Source organism: Capnocytophaga sp. FDAARGOS_737 (assembly GCF_009730375.1).
GTDB classification, from domain to species: domain Bacteria; phylum Bacteroidota; class Bacteroidia; order Flavobacteriales; family Flavobacteriaceae; genus Capnocytophaga; species Capnocytophaga leadbetteri.
Map to the genome: position 1 here is coordinate 1054876 of NZ_CP046316.1, position 19458 is coordinate 1074333.

Here is a 19458-nt window from a genome sequence, read left to right on the forward strand (position 1 = left end):
TCTATATTATCCCATATCCTAATCGAAATCAGCAACATAGCAATTTTTATTTAGTTAATGCATTATTAGCCCTTAAAATTCTATCAACAGCTTCTTCCAAATCTTCATTAATGTCATAACGCTCGCTATTATTAGAAAATTTAACTTTTTGATAAAACTTCTCCTTCCCCAATTTATTCACTATATTAAACAAAAACTCTTCCAAAAAAGAAGGGTTTATAGACATTATTTCTGGAGGTATAATGATTGTCAAATTATCAGAGTCCGACCCATTAGTGAATAAAGAATCTATTTTTGTTTTTTCTCTAATTTCTATACCTCTATCTCTTCCGGTAAAAACCTTAGAACCTTTTACTTTGTAGTCATTTAAATCTATTGTTAAGTCCATAAATTCTTAGTTTATTTCTATTGTATTCTCGTAATCCAACCTTAGTTTCACTGAAATAATCGTGCCAGGAAAATAGTTTTCTTGATATTTAACATATTTTTCATCTGGAATATCTTCAATATTTTCTGAATGATTAAAAGTCATCATTTTAAAAATTGTATTATTCCTTTTTTGTTTTGTGATTTGATACTTCCCATCAAAAATAATTTGAGTATGTCCTGTAGTTATAACCATTTTAGATATATCATCATTAGAGCAATTCCCTTTCAAATCAAAGAAACTTTCAATGAAACGTATTGCTCCATTTCCTCTTTTCCAGTCTTTTGTGCTAGTTACCCCATCTTGAAGGGCATATAAAGTCCATAGGGTTTCTTCTTCAAATTTTTTCTTTTTGAATAAGCCCTTTGTAGTATATCTTCGACTTATTGATTTCATTTGCTTTGTAACTTCTTCATTATCACTTTCTTTAAAAGTTTCGTAAAAAGTCTTCCCAAAATTAAGAATAGATAAATTTAAAATGCCATAATTCTCCTCATCAGAAGTTTCTATTTTTTCAAAATATCCTATAATGTATCTTTTTGTTTTATCAGAATGTTCTTCTGCATTTATTACAATTTCTCCTACAGCTTTATAAAGATTTGATTCAGCTTTATTAGTAAGAGTTCTTTTTAATTCTCCTAAACATTCTATTATATAATCTATTGTTTTTGTTATATCTACTTCTCTTTTTTCTAGCAATTTAGGATTGTTTTTATCTCCAATAATTATAGGAAATGGTTTTAAATTTGGAAAATCAATTTTTAATCCTTTCAAATTCTTGTAAGTTCCAACTGAAAACAATACCTTTTGAATATTATATGAATTGACATTTATTGGTTTGATAGAATGTATTCTCATTCTGTGCCCATCTTTTCTACATTGATTATGATATTTTATAAAATCAGCTAAAATGATATCCATACACATAGAAGCGCAAATATCCATTTGAATGCAATCTTTAAAATCAATTTTAATTTCCTCTGAAGGATTTTGATATAAGGAGCCTAATATTCTTTTAAAAAATAGAGTCGTTTCATTATAATTATCTATTATTGAAAATATTTTTGGAACCAAAAGTATATCATTTTCTGTAATAGTCTTATTTTCTTTTCCAAAAAAGGACTTGTTTTTAAGAAAATACTTTGTTGTATCTGAATACTCAGGTTTTTGTTTGAGTTTGCTTCTTTGTATATATTGATATAAAGGATAATCGGAGAAACTCGCTTTTGGATTTTTCCTTTTCACGTCTCTCTTATATTTATCAAATCCTAATTTTAACCTATGAAGTTTATTTTTTCTTCTTATACTTTTAGACATTAAATAAATGGATGTTTTTTCACTGATAAAAAAAAGTTACTTTAGCAACTTGAATTTAATATAGTCTTCAAATTCTTTCAAAAACCTCTTTTATATAATCAAAACCTTGATGTAAATACTTTGTTGGTATTTTATATTGTGAATAACGGGACTTTTGAAATTTCTCTTTCAATCTCTTCATTTCGTTTATCGAAATAAAATGTATTGTATCTTCTTTTATTTGATTTTTATTCTCTTGACTTCTTTCATAAATAGCGATTAGAATAGGTGTTTTTGTAAAAGATTGCATATTTAAGTGTTTAGTCAAATCATCACACTCAAAATAAAAGAAAATTTCTTCTGGAGTCTTTTCAAATTTATAAAAAGTTTTGCATTTTACATCAATTTCTATGTTTCCAAAATTTCTAACTAAATAATCTCCTCTTTTTATAGATTTATCAACATTGTTAGTATATATTTTAAAACTTTCTTGATTTTGATTTAAATCCTCAAGTATAAAACCTTCTTTATCAGCTTGTTTTTTGAAAAGATGTTGGGCTCTTATACCTATTCTAAAATCTTCATTTGCAAGACCTTTATATATCTCATTTTCAGAAACTTTAAAAGGTTTCCACTTCTCTTCTCCTTGATAAATAATAGTATCTCCTGTTATAGCATCCTCATAAACTAATTCTTCATAGTTTTCTATGAAGCAATGCTCTAATTTTCCGTCTATTATATTTATAAGATGATATCCCATATTATTTTAAAAGGTAAAACAAAAAAATTAATTAAAACCATATTTTTTCTCTCTATTTTTAAAGGCTTCTTTACCTCCTTCTACAATATCTGCAATATGTTCTTTAATACCCATACTTTTTAATAAATCCTTTTCGGCTTCAATTTTAGCAAATGTATTTTCTATAGCACCATTGATATAATCAAATTTATAAATACTCGAAGTTTCTTTGTCATTTTGTCCTTTTTGATTTGCAACAATAACATTTTCTGCATCGGCATTTACAACAATATTTGCATTATGTGTAACCAATATAATTTGTCTTTCAATCTTCTTATTCCTTAGATAAGAGATAATATTTTCACTCACAGAACGATTGTCTAAGTTATCTTCTGGTTGGTCAATCAGAATTGGTGATTTTGATTTACTCAAGCCTATTATTAACATTAGTATTACAAAACTTGCTTTCCCTGTGGACATTTCGCCAAGTTTATCATTTTTGTAAGTGATTTCCCAATAGTCATAAAAATAGTCATTAAGTAATTTTTTAACTGCCTCTTTCTTACTAATAGTTTTTATTCTATACTCACTAGTCATAATTTCATTAAACATCTTACTGATATTTGAAATTAATTCGTCATAATTAGTTTCAAAAATACGACTTCTATTTTCGTCTAAAATACAATATTTATCGTTATCATTATATGTTCCGTGAGTAAAACTAATTATTTCTCTTCTAAATTTTGGAAAATTAAATTGTGTAACTCCTCTTATCTGTAATCCATCTTTTTCGAGCTCTATAGTTCTATTTTTTAATTGTTCTACAATATCTATATATTCATTATACGAGTTTTTATACAAATCAAACAATTTTGTTTTAATCTCTTCAATGGATTGTCTTTTTTCCTCTATTTTTTTATTGAGACTATCTATCTCTGATAATAACTTCCCATCATTCTCAATAAATTCTTCCAGAGTTCTTATTTGCTTTTTAATGTCTTCATTCTGTTGATATGGTTTTAGTTCTTCTTCAATATTAGACTTTTCATAATTAATTTGTTTTAGTTCTTCTTTAAAAATATTATCAGTATTGAAAATTCTCTTCCCCTCGGAATTTATAATTGTTCCTATTTCTGAAATTAAACCTTGAAGTTGAACAATTGAGTCATCTATGAACTTTAATTTATCTTGATAATAACCTCTAAATTCATTTTTATGAATGCTTTGTAAAAAAGTATTTTTTCGTTCCTGTAAGTTAGATAATTCTTTATTCAACTCTTGAAGGAAAGCATTCGTTTGAGAAAAATCGCTATTCAGTAAATCTCTTCTTTTTTGATTTTCTTGTTGTTGTTCTTGAATACTTTTGTATTGTTGAATCTGTTCATCGGACAATCCAGCTTTTTTGTTCAACTCTTCAACTTTTTCAGAATTGGTTTTAATATTCGTTTGTAAAACTTCCTTATTTGATTTTGTTTTTAATTCAGCTTCTAATTTTTGTATATTATCAAGAGTTTCAAAATAGCTATTTATCAACTCTTCCCTTTCTTTATCATATTGTTTAACATTTTTGATAAAATCATCATACTTTTGTTTTGAATCAGTATCCTCACAAATAAGATTTCTAACTAATTTATTTAGAGATTCTCCTTTTCCACTTAACTCAGGTTCAGCAAGTTTTACCAATTCATTTTGTGGAATATACTTTATATTTGGAATTAGAGAATTATGCCCGTCTTCTCTATCAGATATTTTTTGAGAAATACCAGCTTTCGTTGTAATTTCAAAATCAAAGCCATAATCAATAGATTTTAGACTATATCTTTCTTCCCCATTATTTTTAAAAAGCAATTTGTCTTTTGTATCTGCTAATAAGGTTTTTGCAATAGAATATAACAATATAGATTTTCCTGACGATTTTCCACCGATAATAACATTAAGGTTAGGATTCAAATATATCTCTTCATTACTAAATTTATTATTAAGAGAGATAAATTTCACTTTGTCAATGATTTCTTTATCTTCTTTGAAGTCGGGTTCTTCTTCTTGTATTCTTACTCTTTCTTCAGGCTCATAAATAATTTGCTTCAATCCTTCAAAAGTAGGATCAGCCTTTATCCAACAGTTTTCTTTTAAGGAATAATTCTTTATATCATGATTATCAGAGGCAATAATCATAGGGATATACTTTCCTATATTAGGAAAAACATTTTTTATATATCCTTCCTTATCAGTTACTTTCCCAAGTTCATAAATATCAACTAAATCAACTATATCTTCTTTTTGTGCTATGGCATGAGGTAAGGAATTTGTAATGTTTTCAATGTTATTAGTTTTACTTCCTGCATGTATGGTTGTTATTCCTCCTAATTCTTTTATTAATTTCATGGTGTCTATTAAATCACAATATACTTCATTGTGTTTTTTATTAGAACCTTCTATCTGTTTTATATTTGTAGTGTTTTTTAGCTGCCCCCATATATAAGAAATATTAGAAGTGTCTGAAAAAATACCTATGAAATGTATTGGATCTTTACCTCTTGCATCAGCTAAAAATTCTATTCCAGGTAAGACAGTTATTCCTTTATCTTTACCAAGTAGTTGCAATTCTTGGATTCTGGCTATATCCATTGTATGGTGGTCTGTTATTGCAACAACAGATATTTTATTTTCAGCTAATATATCTATAATTTTTTGGTTAGTTACACTTTTATCTTTATAATCATATGATGAAGGAGTATGAAAGTGTAAATCCCATTTTCTCCACTCAGAACCTCTATTTATTGTTTTATTTGTAGTCATTGATTATCTTGTTTTTTATTCACGTTGCAAAGCTACAAAAAAAAACTTAAACAACAAGCCATCCCCCGCCATTTTCTGCCACCTGCTACCTCACTTGCCCTCTGCTCTTTATCTTCCCTTACTTTTGCACCAAATTTTAAAATAACAGATTATCAATGAAGCGAAAATCAATTCTAAAACGGCTCCTTCTGCTGACGATGATAGGAGTTACACAATTTTCCATTGCTCAGGGCAATGGTGTAGGAGGTATCAATGAAGCTACCCGTATGGTTACCTCGTATTTTGACCCTGCTACTAAGCTCATCTATGCCATAGGGGCTGTGGTGGGACTCATCGGTGGGGTGAAGGTATATAACAAGTTTAGTAGCGGCGACCCCGATACCAGCAAAACGGCTGCCAGTTGGTTTGGGGCTTGTATCTTCCTAATTGTAGCGGCTACTATCTTGCGTTCGTTCTTCTTATAGATTATGGAGACAAAAAACAGCTATTCTATCAACAAAGGCATCGGCAGAAGTGTAGAGTTCAAAGGACTCAAAGCGCAGTACCTCTTCATCTTTGCAGGGGGACTGCTCTCGGTGCTTATCTTGGTGATGATCCTCTACACGGTAGGAATCAATTCTTTTGTATGCTTGGGGGTAGGCGTTAGTATGGTCAGCCTTGTGGTTTGGCAGACTTTTTCACTAAACCAAAAATACGGTGAACACGGCCTGATGAAACAAGCAGCTCGCAAACGCCACCCCAAATACCTACGCCACCAAAGATCGCCACGCCAATTTATTCGTTACCCTAAACCTAAAACAACCCTCAATGAGAAATAGTTCTAAAATCAACACCTTAGAGAGTAAGTTTCCTATTCTTGCCATAGAACAAGACTGTTTGCTCACCAAAGAAGCCGACATCAGCGTCGGCTTCGAGGTGCAGCTCCCAGAGCTCTTTACCATTTCGGGTGAGGACTATGAGATACTCCACTCACTTTGGCATAAGGCTATCAAAGTATTGCCACAGTATACCGTTATCCACAAACAGGACTGGTTTATCAAGGAACAATACGAACCTGAACTACAAGGTGAGAACCTGAGTTTTCTCTCTCATTCGTACGAAAAGCATTTTAACGAACGTCCGTTCTTAAATCACAGATGCTATCTATTTATCACCCAAACCACTAAAAATCGAATGAGAGCCCAAAGCAACTTTTCCTCCCTTTGCAAAGGAAACTTCTTGCCTAAGGAGCTCACCAACCGAGAACACGCCACCCAATTTTTGGAAGCGGTAGCACAGTTAGAGCGTATTTTAAACGACTCTAACTTGATAAAGCTCCGTCAGCTCAAAACAGAGGACTATATAGGCACTCCCCACAAAAAGGGACTCTTTGAGCAGTATCTCAGCCTTTCCACCGATGAGAAAGAGAGCCTGCAAGATATATGTCTCTCCGCCGAGCAAATGCGCATTGGTAACCAAAGACTCTGTGTGCATACCTTATCAGATACAGAAGACTTGCCTTCTAAGGTACAAGCCGATAGCCGTTACGAGCGACTCTCTACCGATAAGAGCGATTGCCGTTTATCCTTTGCAGCTCCTGTGGGCTTGCTACTGAGTTGTAACCATATTTACAACCAATATCTGTTCTTGGACAATTCCGATGAAAATCTCAGACAGTTTGAGAAATCAGCACGCAATATGCACTCGCTTTCAAGATACAGCCGTAGCAACCAAATCAATAAAGAGTGGATAGAGCAATACCTCAATGAGGCACACTCTTATGGACTTTCCTCTATCAGAGCGCACTTTAATGTGATGGCTTGGTCGGACAACCCACAAGAGCTTAGGAGCATTAAAAACGATGTGGGTAGCGCTTTAGCGTCAATGGAGTGCAAGCCTCGCCATAACACCATTGATACGGCAACTCTCTATTGGGCAGGTATAGCTGGCAATGCAGCCGACTTCCCCAGTGAAGAGACTTTCTACACGTTTATAGAACCTGCCTTGTGCTTTTTCACTCAGGAGACCAACTATCAAAGTTCTTCCAGTCCTTTTGGCATTAAGATGGCCGACAGGCTCACAGGCAAGCCTATCCATTTGGATATCTCTGATGAGCCTATGAAAAAAGGGATTATCACCAACCGTAATAAGTTCGTCTTAGGACCTTCGGGGAGTGGCAAATCCTTCTTCACGAACCACTTAGTAAGGCAATATTACGAACAAGGAACACATATCGTTTTAGTAGATACAGGGAACTCTTACCAAGGAGTTTGTGAGCTTATTCACCATAAGACTAAAGGAAAGGATGGGATTTACTTTACTTATACCGAGGACAATCCCATTGCCTTTAACCCTTTCTACACCGATGATGGGGTGTTTGACATTGAAAAGCGAGAGAGTATCAAAACACTGATACTCACCCTTTGGAAGCGAGACAATGAACCTCCTACACGTGCGGAAGAGGTAGCCCTTTCCAATGCAGTGAACCTTTACCTACAATTGGTAAAAGACAATCCCTCGCACACGCCCTCTTTCAATGGCTTTTATGAGTATATCAAGAATGACTACCGAGCTATATTACAAGAGAAGCAGGTAAGAGAAAAGGACTTTGACTTGGCTAACTTCCTCAATGTGTTAGAGCCTTATTACAAAGGAGGTGAATACGACTATCTGCTCAATTCTGACAAGGAGTTAGACCTGCTCTCCAAACGCTTTATTGTCTTTGAAATTGATGCGATTAAAGACCACCCCATACTCTTTCCTGTGGTTACGATCATCATTATGGAGGTGTTTATCAACAAGATGAGACGCCTGAAGGGTATTCGCAAGATGATTCTCATCGAAGAAGCGTGGAAAGCGATTGCCAAAGAAGGAATGGCGGAGTACATCAAGTACCTATTCAAAACCGTGCGTAAGTTCTTTGGAGAGGCAGTGATTGTAACCCAAGAGGTAGATGATATTATCCATTCACCTATCGTGAAGGAATCTATCATCAACAACTCCGATTGCAAGATATTGCTCGACCAGCGTAAGTATATGAACAAGTTCGATGCTATCCAAGCGATGTTAGGACTTACCGAGAAAGAGAAGTCGCAAATCCTATCCATCAATCTCTCCAACGACTCTCGTCGCAAATACAAAGAAGTGTGGATAGGCTTAGGAGGCACACACTCTGCGGTGTACGCCACAGAGGTAAGTCGAGAAGAATACTTTGCCTACACCACTGAAGAGAGCGAAAAACACCAAGTGATGGAACTCTCCGAGAAGTTAGACGGCAATTTGGAAAAAGCCATCGTACAAATGGCTAATGGACTGTAATAAACTAATAATCATACGTAAATCATAATAATTAAAGTCAATGAAGAAAATGTTATTAACGGGGCTTTTTGCTATAGCTATGCTGGCAAGCCCCAAACTAAGCGCACAATGGGTAGTAACTGACCCGACTAATTTTGCCCAGAGCATTATCAACACTACTCAGCAGATAGTGCAAACCTCCTCGACGGCTAAGAATATGCTCAACAACTTCCGAGAGGTGGAAAAGCTCTATAACCAAGGCAAGGAGTATTACGATGCTCTGAAAAAGGTAAATAACTTGGTAAAAGATGCCCGCAAAGTACAAGAAACGGTGCTACTGGTGGGCGACATTTCCAAGATGTATGTAACCAACTTCAAGAAGATGAGCCAAGACCCTAACTTCTCCTCTCAAGAGTTGTCTGCTATTGCCAATGGCTACTCCAAGCTCTTGGGGGAAAGTTCTAAGCTGCTCAAAGACCTGCAACAAATCGTCAATAGCTCCTCACTCTCTATGAACGACAAAGAGCGTATGGACATTATCGACAAGGTGCATAAGGAGGTGAAAGAGTACTATAATTTAGTACGCTACTACACCCAGAAAAACATCTCGGTAAGCTACCTACGTGCTAAGAAGCAAAACGATGCGCAAAAGGTACTCTCACTCTATGGAACAGAACTCAAATACTGGTAAAAAACTGATAAATGGAAAATCTACACCAAATACTTCGTACTTTATACGATGAGATGATGCCCCTAACAGCTCAGATGTCTGCCATAGCCAAAGGCTTGGCAGGCTTAGGGGCACTGTTCTATGTGGCAATGCGTATATGGCAAGCTTTAGCCCGTGCCGAACCTGTGGATGTGTATCCCTTGCTCCGTCCCTTTGCCATAGGGCTGTGTGTGATATTTTTCCCTACTCTGGTGTTAGGAACAATGAATACAGTGTTAAGCCCTGTGGTAACAGGTACCCACAGTATCTTAGAAGGACAAACACTCGATTTACACAAACTACAAGAGCAAAAAGACCGATTAGAGCGAGAGGCACAGCTGCGCAACCCCGAAACTGCCTATCTCGTCTCAGATGAAGAGTTTGACAAAAAGATTGATGAATTAGGTTGGATGCCCGAAGATATGGCTGTAATGGCAGGAATGTACATAGAAAGAGGGATGTATGACCTCAAGCAAAGTATCCGATCGTGGTTTCGTGAGCTACTCGAAATGCTCTTTCAAGCAGCCGCTTTAGTGATTGACACCATACGCACTTTCTTTCTTGTGGTGATGTCTATTTTAGGACCTATAGCCTTTGCCATTTCGGTATGGGATGGATTTCAATCTACCTTACTACAATGGGTTACCCGTTATGTAAGTGTCTATCTATGGCTTCCTGTATCCGATTTGTTTAGTGCTATTTTAGCACGTATCCAATCCCTTATCTTACAACGAGACATCGAACAACTCTCCGACCCAAGTTTCATTCCTGATACTACCAACACAGCCTACATTATCTTTATGGTCATTGGTATCATAGGCTATTTTACCATTCCTACTGTAGCAGGTTGGATTATACAAGCAGGAGGTATGGGTAATTATGGTAGAAATGTAAACCAAGCTACCTCCAATGCAGGTAATATAGCAGGTGCAGGAGCTGGCTCTCTTTCAGGTAATATTACAGGTAGGTTAATGAAGTAAAAAACAAGTCTAATTGAATACTAAAATTAATGGAATTTAAAATCTTTAGAAACATCGAAAACGGATTCAAACAAATCCGTATGTATGCCATAGCCTTTGCTGTGCTCTGCTCAGGTGTGAGTATCTTCGCTGTAGGCTATGCCTATTACTTTGCCGAGAAACAGCGCGAGAAAATCTATGTGTTAGACAATGGTAAATCACTAATGTTGGCACTCTCTCAAGATGAGAAAATCAATCGCCCTGTCGAAGCTAAAGAACACGTGCGCAGGTTTCACGAACTCTTCTTCAACTTAGCCCCCGATAAGAAAGCAATTGAAGACAATACCAAACGTGCCTTCTTTATGGCTGATAAATCTGCCTTTAACTACTATAAAGATTTGGCTGAAAAAGGCTATTACAACCGCATCATCTCTGGCAATATCCTCCAACGGGTAGTCATCGATAGCGTGCGCTGTAACTTTAATAGCTATCCTTATCAGGTAGAAACCTTTGCCAAGCAGTTCATCACCCGTGCTAGCAACATCACCGAAAGGAGTCTTATTACCTCCTGCAGGTTGATTAACTCCGTGCGTTCTGATAACAACCCTCAAGGATTTATCATCGAACAGTTCAATGTAATAGAAAACAAAGACCTTAGAACCGTAGAGAGATGATCGCCAAAATCCAAAGAGAGATACATTCTCTAAAAAAGCAAACCCAAAGCTATTGTCAGGGGCTTTCACCCTCACAAAGAAAACGCTTGGTACTCTTAGCCTTTGCTGTCTACTCGCTACTTACTCTTTTTATACTATGGCACGCTTACCAAGAGTACCACCAAGGCGAAGCCCCTGCCATACAGCATATTGACAACAAGGCTATTGTACCTACAGAGGGAAATACCCCAAAAAAGGATTCGTTAATTTTTAAACAACTTAATAATGGAAAAGAACACACCCCTTCCAGAGCAAAACGGTAATACCCCTGCCTCAGATAAGGCTAACGCTCCTTCTTCTACACCGAGTTTCTTAGTCAGTGAAGAAGAGGAAAAAGCCCTCCAAGAGCGCAATGAGGAAAAAGCCCTTGCTAAAAAACAACAACTCAAGAAAATTGTCATCTATGCCCTAATGGGGATAATCTTCCTCGCTTGTATGTATCTACTCTTTGGTGGCGGAAGTGAGCAAGAGCAAACACAAGTAGGTATCAATGAGGCAATACCACAAGCTACCGAAACCCTCTTGCCTTCTGATAAGGAAAAAGCCTACGAAGAAGCCCTCTTAGAAGAAAAAGAAGCTGATAAAAAAGCCTCTCTCAATGCGCTGTCTGATTATTGGCAGGAAGACGAAGGTGAGGAATATCCCGAAGCTATCGAGGAGGAAGAAGAACCCACTCCGCGTTATCGCAAGGCTACCCCTAATGCCTTTGAGCGTTCTGCTCAGTCTTATCGCGATATTCACCAGACTTTAGGCAGTTTCTACCAAGACAATAGTGCTTACGAGGAGCAACAAAGACTCAAAGAAGAGATAGCCTCACTCAAGTCTCAACTCTCCAACAAGCAAGATCCTACCTCTGTAGATGCCCAAATGGCATTGATGGAAAAGTCTTATGAAATGGCTTCAAGATATTTGCCTAAAGGACAACAAAACCCTTCAATGATAGGGGGCGCAGGCTCACAAGAGGGCGAGGGGAACAATAGTAGCGAAGCTGACAATGCAGAACAGAGTAAAAACATCGCTCCTGTCTATACCCCAGAGGAAAAGGTCGTCAGTCGTTTGCCCCGCAAGCAGTCCGAGAAGGAGGCTCTGCAAGAATGGGTAAAGGAGCAACAGACCACTTTTTTCAATGGCGAGAGCTTTAAGCCACAAGGTAGTATCCTAAAGAATAGCATTCGCGCTTGTACACATATCGAGCAGCTATTAGGAGAAAACTCAAGGGTGCAGCTAAGACTCTTAGAACCTATACGAGTAGCAGGCATACTTATTCCCAAAGGAGAGCTGCTTACAGCCTCTGCTAAAGTGAGTGGTGATAGATTGTTACTCACCGTAAAATCCTTAGAATACAAGGGCAAAGTGATTCCTGTCTCTATAGCTGCCTACGATATCGATGGGCAACAAGGGTTATACCTGCCCGCTTCTTCCGATGCCAATGCCTTTAGAGAAATAGCAGCAGGAATGAGCAAAAGTTCAGGGAGTAGCTTTACCTTTAGCTCTTCCGCCAAAGACCAAATTGTTTCTGAGCTGAGCAAAGGGGTCGTGCAAGGAGGTACGTCCTATCTTTCTAAAAAGATTGCACAGCCTTCCATAAGGGTTAAAGCAGGTTATCAGCTCCTACTCATCTCTAAGAAATAGCCTTTCAGACAAACTCATAAACACACAACAAAGCACAAAGCACAAAACAACACAATTATTTATTTTTCAACCTATTAAACACACTTAATATCATTTTATTTATGCGTAAATTACACTTATTTTTATCGGTAACAATGCTTACTGTTACCGTGCAAGCCCAAAATGAGGCAAAGGAAAACACAACTCTCAGTACTGAGAAAAAGGAACTTTTAGCACAATCAGGAAAGGTAGTGCCTTATCCTTTGCAGGTGGCTTATGATCAAACAACCCATCTTATCTTTCCTGCTTCTATCCGCTATGTGGATTTGGGAAGCGAAAACTTAGTAGCCGACAAGGTGAAAGATGCCGAGAATGTACTAAGGGTAAAGGCAGCTAAAACAGACTTTACCGATAGCACCAACCTATCGGTCATCACTCAAGACGGAGGCTTTTATAGCTTTGAGGTGAGTTATCACACCACGCCACAACCTCTTACCATTGATTTTGGCAGAGGAATGCCCCAAGGCAACAATGTGAAATCGGATATTCTCTTCTCTGATACAGGCTGGGAATCACCTGCGGTGGCACAGATTATTATGTCGTCTATCTACCATCAGAAGAAGAATTATATCAAGCATATAGGTTCGGAGAATGCAGGTATACAGTGGCTACTAAAAGGCATCTATGTACACAATAGCAAACTCTATGTAGATGTGCAATTGTCCAATCGTTCTAACCTGCCTTTTGAAGTAGATTTTATCACTTTTAAAATCATTGATAAGAAGACCACCAAAAAGAGCATTGTACAAGAAGTGCCCATTGAGCCCTTGCGCGTATACCAACCTATATCCCTACTAAAGGCTCATAAAGAAGCTCGCTCGGTGTATATGTTAGACCAACTCACCCTCTCTGATGACAAGGTTTTGCGGGTAGAAATCTTTGAAAAGAACGGCTCTCGTTACCAATCGTTCCTTATCACCAACGAGGAGATTATAGCCGCTCGCCCTATTGAACAGTTTAACCTTAAATTCTAATGCCAATGTTAAGAATTATCACTTGTATTTGTCTGTGCTTTTTAGGAGGCTTCATTGCCCAGGCACAGCGATTGTTACCCAAGCAAAAAGGTATCTCGCTCTCTTGGGTTGCACCTGCAGAGGCTTTTACTTCCTCTTTTTCTGATGATTTTGGGGTGCAGTTGGGCTATAGTATCAATGCTAAAAGGGGTAACTACAAGCATTTTGCTCTTGAATATCAAAGGCGATTGTACCCTTACAAGAGTCTGAATATACCCGTTGAGAGGTATATAGGTGCAGGAGGCTATAGCTTTGCCTTAGTCAGTGACAGCAGTAAAACGGTGGCTTTGAACTTGGGAGCAGAAGCTCTTTTGGGCTATGAGGTAGTCAATCATAGCAAAAGCCTCCTTCCTGATGGAGCTTTGATAAAGAATGAAAACCATTTTCTCTATGGCGCACAAATTGGCTTGCAGATAGAGACTTACCTAAGTGATCATTTTTTAGTACTTTGCTCTGGCAAGGTAGCGGCTTTGTGGGGAAGTTCCTTTGAGCTACTGCGCCCCTGTGCTACTGTAGGACTGCGTTATATGTTTTAACCTTTAAAAAGACAATACGATGAAGAAAATAAATCAGAAAATTGTAATAGGACTCATTGCAATGCTATGTGTGACCCTATTCACCTCTTGTAAAAAAGAGTTAGACGTACAACAAAACTTTCCTTTTGAGGTAAAGGTATTGCCTGTGCCTAAAAACATAGGTAAAACCGATACCGTAGAAATACGTTGTGAGTTGCGTTCTCCTTACCAGTACGATGAGAACCGCTATTTTATTCGTTACTTTCAGTATGAGGGAAAAGGTAGTTTGCGTACCACCTCACAAGGAGAAGTCTTACTTGTTAATGATATCTATCCTCTTACCTCCAAAGGAGCGTTTAGGCTTTACTACACTTCAGCCTCAGAAGCTAACCAGTCTTTCTCCGTTTGGATAAGTGACTCCTTCGGCAATGAACAAAAACTGGATTTTGAGTTTAATGTGAAGAAAGAATAAAAAGAAAAATCCCGTTAATTCGGGATTTTTTTTGTAGCTTTGCAGTCTTAAATAAAACAAAATAAGATGCAACCCTCAGTAAATAACATTGTAGAAATTTGTGTTCCTTTAATAATCATATTGTTAGGAACAGCATATCCTATAATTCTAAACAACATATCTAATATAGGAGAAAAGTATCATTCAAAATACATTATAGCTTTATTTAAACAAGAGAGATTTTTTAATCAAAATTCTTTTCAATGGATATTGTACCTTTCTTTATTTCTTCTATTCTTTCTTATATTTAAATTTGAACCTTTATTTGGTTGGGATAATTGGTTTATTAATAATTCTGCAAACATATTAGTTTCTTTAGTAACTGCTTTATTACTATTTATCTTTTTCAAATGGATAAAAAAGATTTCTATATATAATAGCAATATAGATAGCTTACTTGATTATATCATTAAAAGATATGAAAATTCCAACGGAAAAACTAAAGAATATACTTTTATGTCTATTAATGATATAGCTATATATGCTGTTAATACAAAAGACATTGATTTGCAAACGAAATTATTAGATTTCTATTTTAACTATGTTATCAAGTATAGAAAGGAATATAACAATACTGATAAAGAATTAAACTATGAGATATTGACTAAAAGTAAAATATTAAATTTTTATGGATTGATTAAAAGTAAAATATTAAATTTTTATTCTAAGCATAGAGAGAAATATAACAATACAGATAAAGAATTAAACTATGATAAAGAGTTTTATGGATTGATTAGTCGTATAATTGATGAGTGTGTCGAAAATAATTATAAGGACTTACCTCTTAGGTATAGTGCTATTAACGGGGGATTATTAATTCCTAATGATTTTCAAAATATCAAAATATCAGAAGATACTTATAATAGTCTATGGTATAATGTGATATTAATGAGAAATAAAAGCGATTTCATAAGTAAGTTTTGGGCACATTCTAATCAATATTTTTGGATGGAGCTAAAAGAAATTGTCTTGAATTTTGACAAGTCTAACAAAAAAGAATTTAAAGAAAGAGAACAAGAACGTAAAAGATTCTTAGAATTTCATTATGCAGTAGGAGGTTTATTGCTCTATTCTAAGAATTATGAGGCTTTAAAATATATATTTTCTTATTCTCAACAATCTCCTCCTGATTATAAGCTTTTACCCTATAAAATGAGAGATATATTTGATTGGATAGAATTTTTTAGGAATGAAAACAAACAAATCCCCAAATTCTTTATAGGTAATGATAGATATCAATTTCCAAATTTGGATAGTGCAGGGACAAATAGACAAGTTGTTTTTTGGATTTGTAGTTATTTATGTGTATTGTTTATTAGGCAATATAAATTACTAAAAACTCTATACTATTCTAATACTACAAATCAACCATATTTAAATGATTTACCTTTAATGGAATTGTATAATTGGAAAGAATCAATTACTTATTTTAAGTTCTGTTTGAATAAGGTTTTAGAAGATAAAGAAGCCTTAGAACAACTTGAGTTGTGGAATACTTACGAATTAAAATATTCTGAAATAGATAAATTTATAATTGAACTTGAACAATCTATTGACGAACATATATCAGATAGAAAGGAAAGAGCCGAATTATCTCAAAAGAAAATAGAACAATTTTATGCATCATCTAAAGAAATCTTAGGGAATTGTTTGGAAGAGTATCTCCCAATTAATAATCCAGAAGATTTTGATACTGATTTTAAGGTTACTTTCTCAGGAGAAAGTGTATTATTTAATAAATCTTGTTTTGTTGATGATGATATTCCTTGTATGAATTATGATAGTAATTTAGCTAATATTATTTCAAGGTATTCAATTAAAAAATATATTCCCAATAGTTTCTTAGGAGCAGAGACTAAAAGTTATTTGTTAAACAACAATAATTTATTGGAGGGAATAGGTAGAATTATTAATGATAAAGAAGAAGATATTGTAATAATAATATTTAATGCTGGATATGATACTTCCCAAAAATTAAACAATAGTCAGTATAAAGAAAAAGTGATTCCTTTACCTGCAACAGACCTTAGAAACACTATTTTCATTTTAGAAAAATCTAATTTACCTAATATAGAAATAGCAGATATTTCTAAAGAAGTTAAGCAAGAACCACAAATAAAAAAGATTAGTGACGAATGGAATATATATGGTACAGTAATAGATATCAATCTTCCAGAAAATGAAGCTATAAAAGAAAAATGGATTGATGATATAAACTATTATCAGAAAGAAAATGAATTACAAATCCTATTGGGATTACTTTTTCTGGGGCATATAAAATTTAAATTGGATAGAAAAATTATTCAAATAAATATTAATAATGAATTTGAAGAATTAGGAACTGAAAATAAATTATCTGATTTAGAACCTTTGTAAAAGCCAAAATCCTCCTTTCTCTTCCAAAACAAGCCTACTTCTAAAAGTGGGCTTGTTTTGTTTTACCTTTGCGCAAAATAATGCAAATGGAAGTAGTAGTTATAGAAAAATCTGTTTTTGAACAGATACAGAAAGACGTACAGCAACTCAACAATTCTCTGCAAGTGGTAATGGATACTTACAAAGGTATTTGGCAAAAAGAAAAGTGGTTGGACTCTCAGGAGGTTTGTTTGCTTTTAGGCATTAGCAAGCGTGCTCTGCAGTATTATAAAGACCAAAAACTCTTGCCTTTCTCGTGCATCCACCGCAAGAACTATTTTAAGCGTAGTGATGTAGAACAGCTTTTAACCTCTAACCTTCAAACCCGATGAACTTGCTCACAGAAACACACCAGGAACTAGGCTCTTACCTTAGTCAGCTTGAGAACCTAAAAGAACAAATGGACTTTATCCTTAAAAACTTCCGACCTGTATTTGAGGGCGAGATATTCTTATCAGGAAAAGAAGTCTGTGAGCTGCTGCATATCACCAAAAGAACCCTACAGCAATACCGTGATGATGGACTATTCCCTTATATCCAAATTGGTGGTAAAATTCTCTTTAAACAAAGTGATATTCTAAAGATTTTGGAGGCTAACTATAAGAAATAGCTCCTCTTTTTATCTTTAATGGCTTTCTTATAAGGCTTCTCTTTATCCTAAACTAACAAAAAATCTATCTGTAAGGTCTTTCTTTTGCTTCTTTTCTTTCTCAAAGAAAAGAAGGCTGGTAGCACCAGCAGGCAGTTTAAGCCACGACAGGCAGTCAGTAACACAGATAAGCAATCATAAAAAACACCTCTTAGAAATACTCTAAGAGGTGTTTTTATTAAGGATTAAACCAATAAGGGTTGTGTACGAAAGTCTTTGAGGTTGAGGAAAAAACCTCTGTAAGGAGTGAGTCCTTCTCTGAACAAGTTCCAAAGTAGGGTGCTTCCCATTTGTGAAAGGGTGGCGTTGATGAACAAATCTTGCTTGGTTAAGGCTTCGGCAAGGGAGCAACTTGGGGTATTGTCATTCTGCTCGGCTTGCGTTAATAGTTCTCCAAAGGCTTGTGTAATAGTAGGCAGGGTGTCTATAGGGATAAAGGTATCACTATGAGGTTGCTCAATGGCTTGTAAAGTACCTAAAATCACTTGCCCTGAATGGGTGCTGTTGCCAAAATCTAACCAATACTTAGGGTTGTTGTGGTAGTGATGGGCTCGTTCTAAATGGGTGAGCACCTCTCCAATGTCAAAGCGTGCCTTTGCACTATCTACACACGAAAGGTAAATGCTTCCTCTCATTGTTTCTTCATCAGAGAGAAAGGTCTCAGTGCTGAATAGCTGTGTTTGCGCTCTCCAATCTATACCAAAAAAGCGATTGATACGGCTTATTAGAGCAGTGGATTTGTACATTCCTAACTCACAAGCTGAAAAGAGTTGTCTGCCGAGATTGGCAGGACTTACAAGGTCGTTATCCCAAAGGGTTACCGATAACCCTACGTGTCCTAAAGCAACCAAAGCGTGGTTGATACGTGCTAAAGCAGTGGCTACTTGCGAGCCTGTGCCTCCTGCTCCTATCAGATGTACTTTAATAGGATTGGTAGCATTGAGTAAAGCTGTATCAGTAAAATGTACCCGCTCTTTGTGTGCTTGGACTGAGGTGATGAAAGGGTTGAGGGTGTTTGAGGTGTTTAGGGTTTGTTTCATTGTTATAGAATTTGTTGTAAGGTGAGGTGATTGGGATTGAGCAGTTCGCAAGGAAAAGACTTATTACTTTGAGTGAGTTCTTGCCAAAGGGTTATTAAGGGTATTTTGGTTATAGGGTATGAGCCTAATTGATGAGAAAAATAGCTGTTGAAAAAATAATCTTCCCATTGGGTGATAAAGTCTTCTAAGCAAGAGGCTTTACGCTCATTTACCTGCACTGACCCCATACACACATTACCATTTTCATAAACGTTGAAAAAAGGCGCATAGCACAGAGATGTATTAAGGTGTGGCTTTTGGTTTTTGGCTAAGGCATATATCCAAAGGCTCTTGGGGGTAGCTTTCCACAATAGAGGAGGTAGACTTACTTCTTTGTTTTCTATAGCAAGGGAGGAAGCAAAAAACAACTGCTTTTTTTGTGCTTTAGAGTACCAAACAGCCTGCCCCTCGCCTTTATGGGATAGATGGAGCACCCTGCGGGGGATAATACCTTTAGGGATTAGAAAGGCTTGTACTTGCTCTTTTTGGCAGGTGAGCGTTTTGGCAAGTGCTTGCGCTTGGTCGAGGGTAAGCGGTTGTGCGCTTGTAGGGTTACCATTGCTATCAAGGTGTAAGTACTCTACATAACTCTGTGGGTTGTAGCGGTTACTATCTTCGTAAAAAACAAGTGCTGATGTAGGGCGATATACTTCCCCTACTTCTGGGGTGAGGTCTGTGTATTTCATT

Annotated in this window: 20 protein-coding genes; 14 read left to right on the forward strand and 6 right to left on the reverse strand. The window is 36.0% G+C overall.

Annotated features, from left to right (window positions below):
• Window positions 1-46: 46 nt before the first annotated feature.
• From FOC45_RS04560 to FOC45_RS04575, 4 genes are all read right to left on the reverse strand, one after another.
• The gene (locus FOC45_RS04560) at window positions 47-388 is read right to left on the reverse strand and encodes an STAS-like domain-containing protein (RefSeq protein ID WP_009389070.1); all 342 of its coding nucleotides are present in this window, start codon (window positions 386-388) and stop codon (window positions 47-49) included.
• Between the two features lie 6 nt (window positions 389-394).
• Window positions 395-1744, reverse strand: coding sequence for a hypothetical protein (locus FOC45_RS04565; protein ID WP_009389072.1), 1350 nt, complete (start codon window positions 1742-1744; stop codon window positions 395-397).
• 67 nt (window positions 1745-1811) lie between these two features.
• Window positions 1812-2483, reverse strand: coding sequence for a hypothetical protein (locus tag FOC45_RS04570; RefSeq protein ID WP_009389074.1), 672 nt, complete (start codon window positions 2481-2483; stop codon window positions 1812-1814).
• A gap of 27 nt (window positions 2484-2510) precedes the next feature.
• A complete protein-coding gene (locus tag FOC45_RS04575) occupies window positions 2511-5261 on the reverse strand; it encodes a TrlF family AAA-like ATPase (protein WP_009389076.1) in 2751 nt (916 codons plus the stop codon).
• 197 nt (window positions 5262-5458) lie between these two features.
• Between FOC45_RS04575 and FOC45_RS04580 the strand changes: the two genes are divergently transcribed.
• The 14 genes from FOC45_RS04580 to FOC45_RS04645 all read left to right on the forward strand — a co-directional run bounded on the left by FOC45_RS04580 (window position 5459) and on the right by FOC45_RS04645 (window position 17653).
• Window positions 5459-5725, forward strand: a complete 267-nt coding sequence (locus tag FOC45_RS04580) for a DUF4134 domain-containing protein (RefSeq protein WP_074698907.1) — start codon at window positions 5459-5461, stop codon at window positions 5723-5725.
• Between the two features lie 3 nt (window positions 5726-5728).
• Window positions 5729-6079 carry a DUF4133 domain-containing protein gene (locus FOC45_RS04585; RefSeq protein ID WP_009389079.1) on the forward strand — a complete coding sequence of 117 codons (351 nt, stop codon included), beginning with the start codon at window positions 5729-5731 and terminating at the stop codon, window positions 6077-6079.
• Window positions 6069-8558 carry a TraG family conjugative transposon ATPase gene (locus tag FOC45_RS04590; protein WP_009389081.1) on the forward strand — a complete coding sequence of 830 codons (2490 nt, stop codon included), beginning with the start codon at window positions 6069-6071 and terminating at the stop codon, window positions 8556-8558. Before FOC45_RS04585 ends, FOC45_RS04590 begins: the two co-directional genes overlap by 11 nt.
• Before the next feature lie 40 nt (window positions 8559-8598).
• Window positions 8599-9228: a DUF4141 domain-containing protein gene (locus FOC45_RS04595; protein WP_009389083.1), complete on the forward strand. Its 630-nt coding sequence runs from the start codon at window positions 8599-8601 to the stop codon at window positions 9226-9228.
• Between the two features lie 11 nt (window positions 9229-9239).
• Window positions 9240-10226, forward strand: coding sequence for a conjugative transposon protein TraJ (gene traJ, locus FOC45_RS04600; protein ID WP_009389084.1), 987 nt, complete (start codon window positions 9240-9242; stop codon window positions 10224-10226).
• Between the two features lie 29 nt (window positions 10227-10255).
• A complete protein-coding gene (traK, locus tag FOC45_RS04605) occupies window positions 10256-10879 on the forward strand; it encodes a conjugative transposon protein TraK (RefSeq protein WP_009389087.1) in 624 nt (207 codons plus the stop codon).
• Entirely contained in the window at window positions 10876-11181 is a 306-nt protein-coding gene (locus FOC45_RS04610) for a hypothetical protein (protein ID WP_009389096.1), read from the forward strand. The genes traK and FOC45_RS04610 overlap by 4 nt, the downstream gene beginning before the upstream one ends.
• Window positions 11144-12550 (forward strand): conjugative transposon protein TraM, encoded by a 1407-nt coding sequence (traM, locus tag FOC45_RS04615; protein ID WP_009389097.1) that lies wholly within the window; start codon window positions 11144-11146, stop codon window positions 12548-12550. Before FOC45_RS04610 ends, traM begins: the two co-directional genes overlap by 38 nt.
• A gap of 101 nt (window positions 12551-12651) precedes the next feature.
• On the forward strand, window positions 12652-13563 hold the full coding sequence (traN, locus tag FOC45_RS04620) for a conjugative transposon protein TraN (protein WP_084063425.1): 912 nt from the start codon (window positions 12652-12654) through the stop codon (window positions 13561-13563).
• Window positions 13564-13568: 5 nt separating this feature from the next.
• Window positions 13569-14138, forward strand: a complete 570-nt coding sequence (locus FOC45_RS04625; RefSeq protein WP_231121908.1) for a conjugal transfer protein TraO — start codon at window positions 13569-13571, stop codon at window positions 14136-14138.
• Between the two features lie 19 nt (window positions 14139-14157).
• Window positions 14158-14589, forward strand: coding sequence for a TraQ conjugal transfer family protein (locus tag FOC45_RS04630; protein WP_009389100.1), 432 nt, complete (start codon window positions 14158-14160; stop codon window positions 14587-14589).
• Window positions 14590-14655: 66 nt separating this feature from the next.
• Window positions 14656-17004: a hypothetical protein gene (locus FOC45_RS04635; RefSeq protein WP_009389101.1), complete on the forward strand. Its 2349-nt coding sequence runs from the start codon at window positions 14656-14658 to the stop codon at window positions 17002-17004.
• An 86-nt stretch (window positions 17005-17090) separates the two neighbouring features.
• The gene (locus tag FOC45_RS04640) at window positions 17091-17375 is read left to right on the forward strand and encodes a helix-turn-helix domain-containing protein (protein WP_016419923.1); all 285 of its coding nucleotides are present in this window, start codon (window positions 17091-17093) and stop codon (window positions 17373-17375) included.
• Window positions 17372-17653, forward strand: coding sequence for a helix-turn-helix domain-containing protein (locus FOC45_RS04645; protein WP_009389104.1), 282 nt, complete (start codon window positions 17372-17374; stop codon window positions 17651-17653). Before FOC45_RS04640 ends, FOC45_RS04645 begins: the two co-directional genes overlap by 4 nt.
• 224 nt (window positions 17654-17877) lie before the next feature.
• Here the strand turns inward: FOC45_RS04645 and FOC45_RS04650 are convergent, their stop codons facing one another.
• Window positions 17878-18732 carry a PRTRC system ThiF family protein gene (locus tag FOC45_RS04650; RefSeq protein WP_009389109.1) on the reverse strand — a complete coding sequence of 285 codons (855 nt, stop codon included), beginning with the start codon at window positions 18730-18732 and terminating at the stop codon, window positions 17878-17880.
• A gap of 2 nt (window positions 18733-18734) precedes the next feature.
• On the reverse strand, window positions 18735-19457 hold the full coding sequence (locus tag FOC45_RS04655) for a PRTRC system protein B (RefSeq protein ID WP_009389110.1): 723 nt from the start codon (window positions 19455-19457) through the stop codon (window positions 18735-18737).
• Window position 19458: the final 1 nt, after the last annotated feature.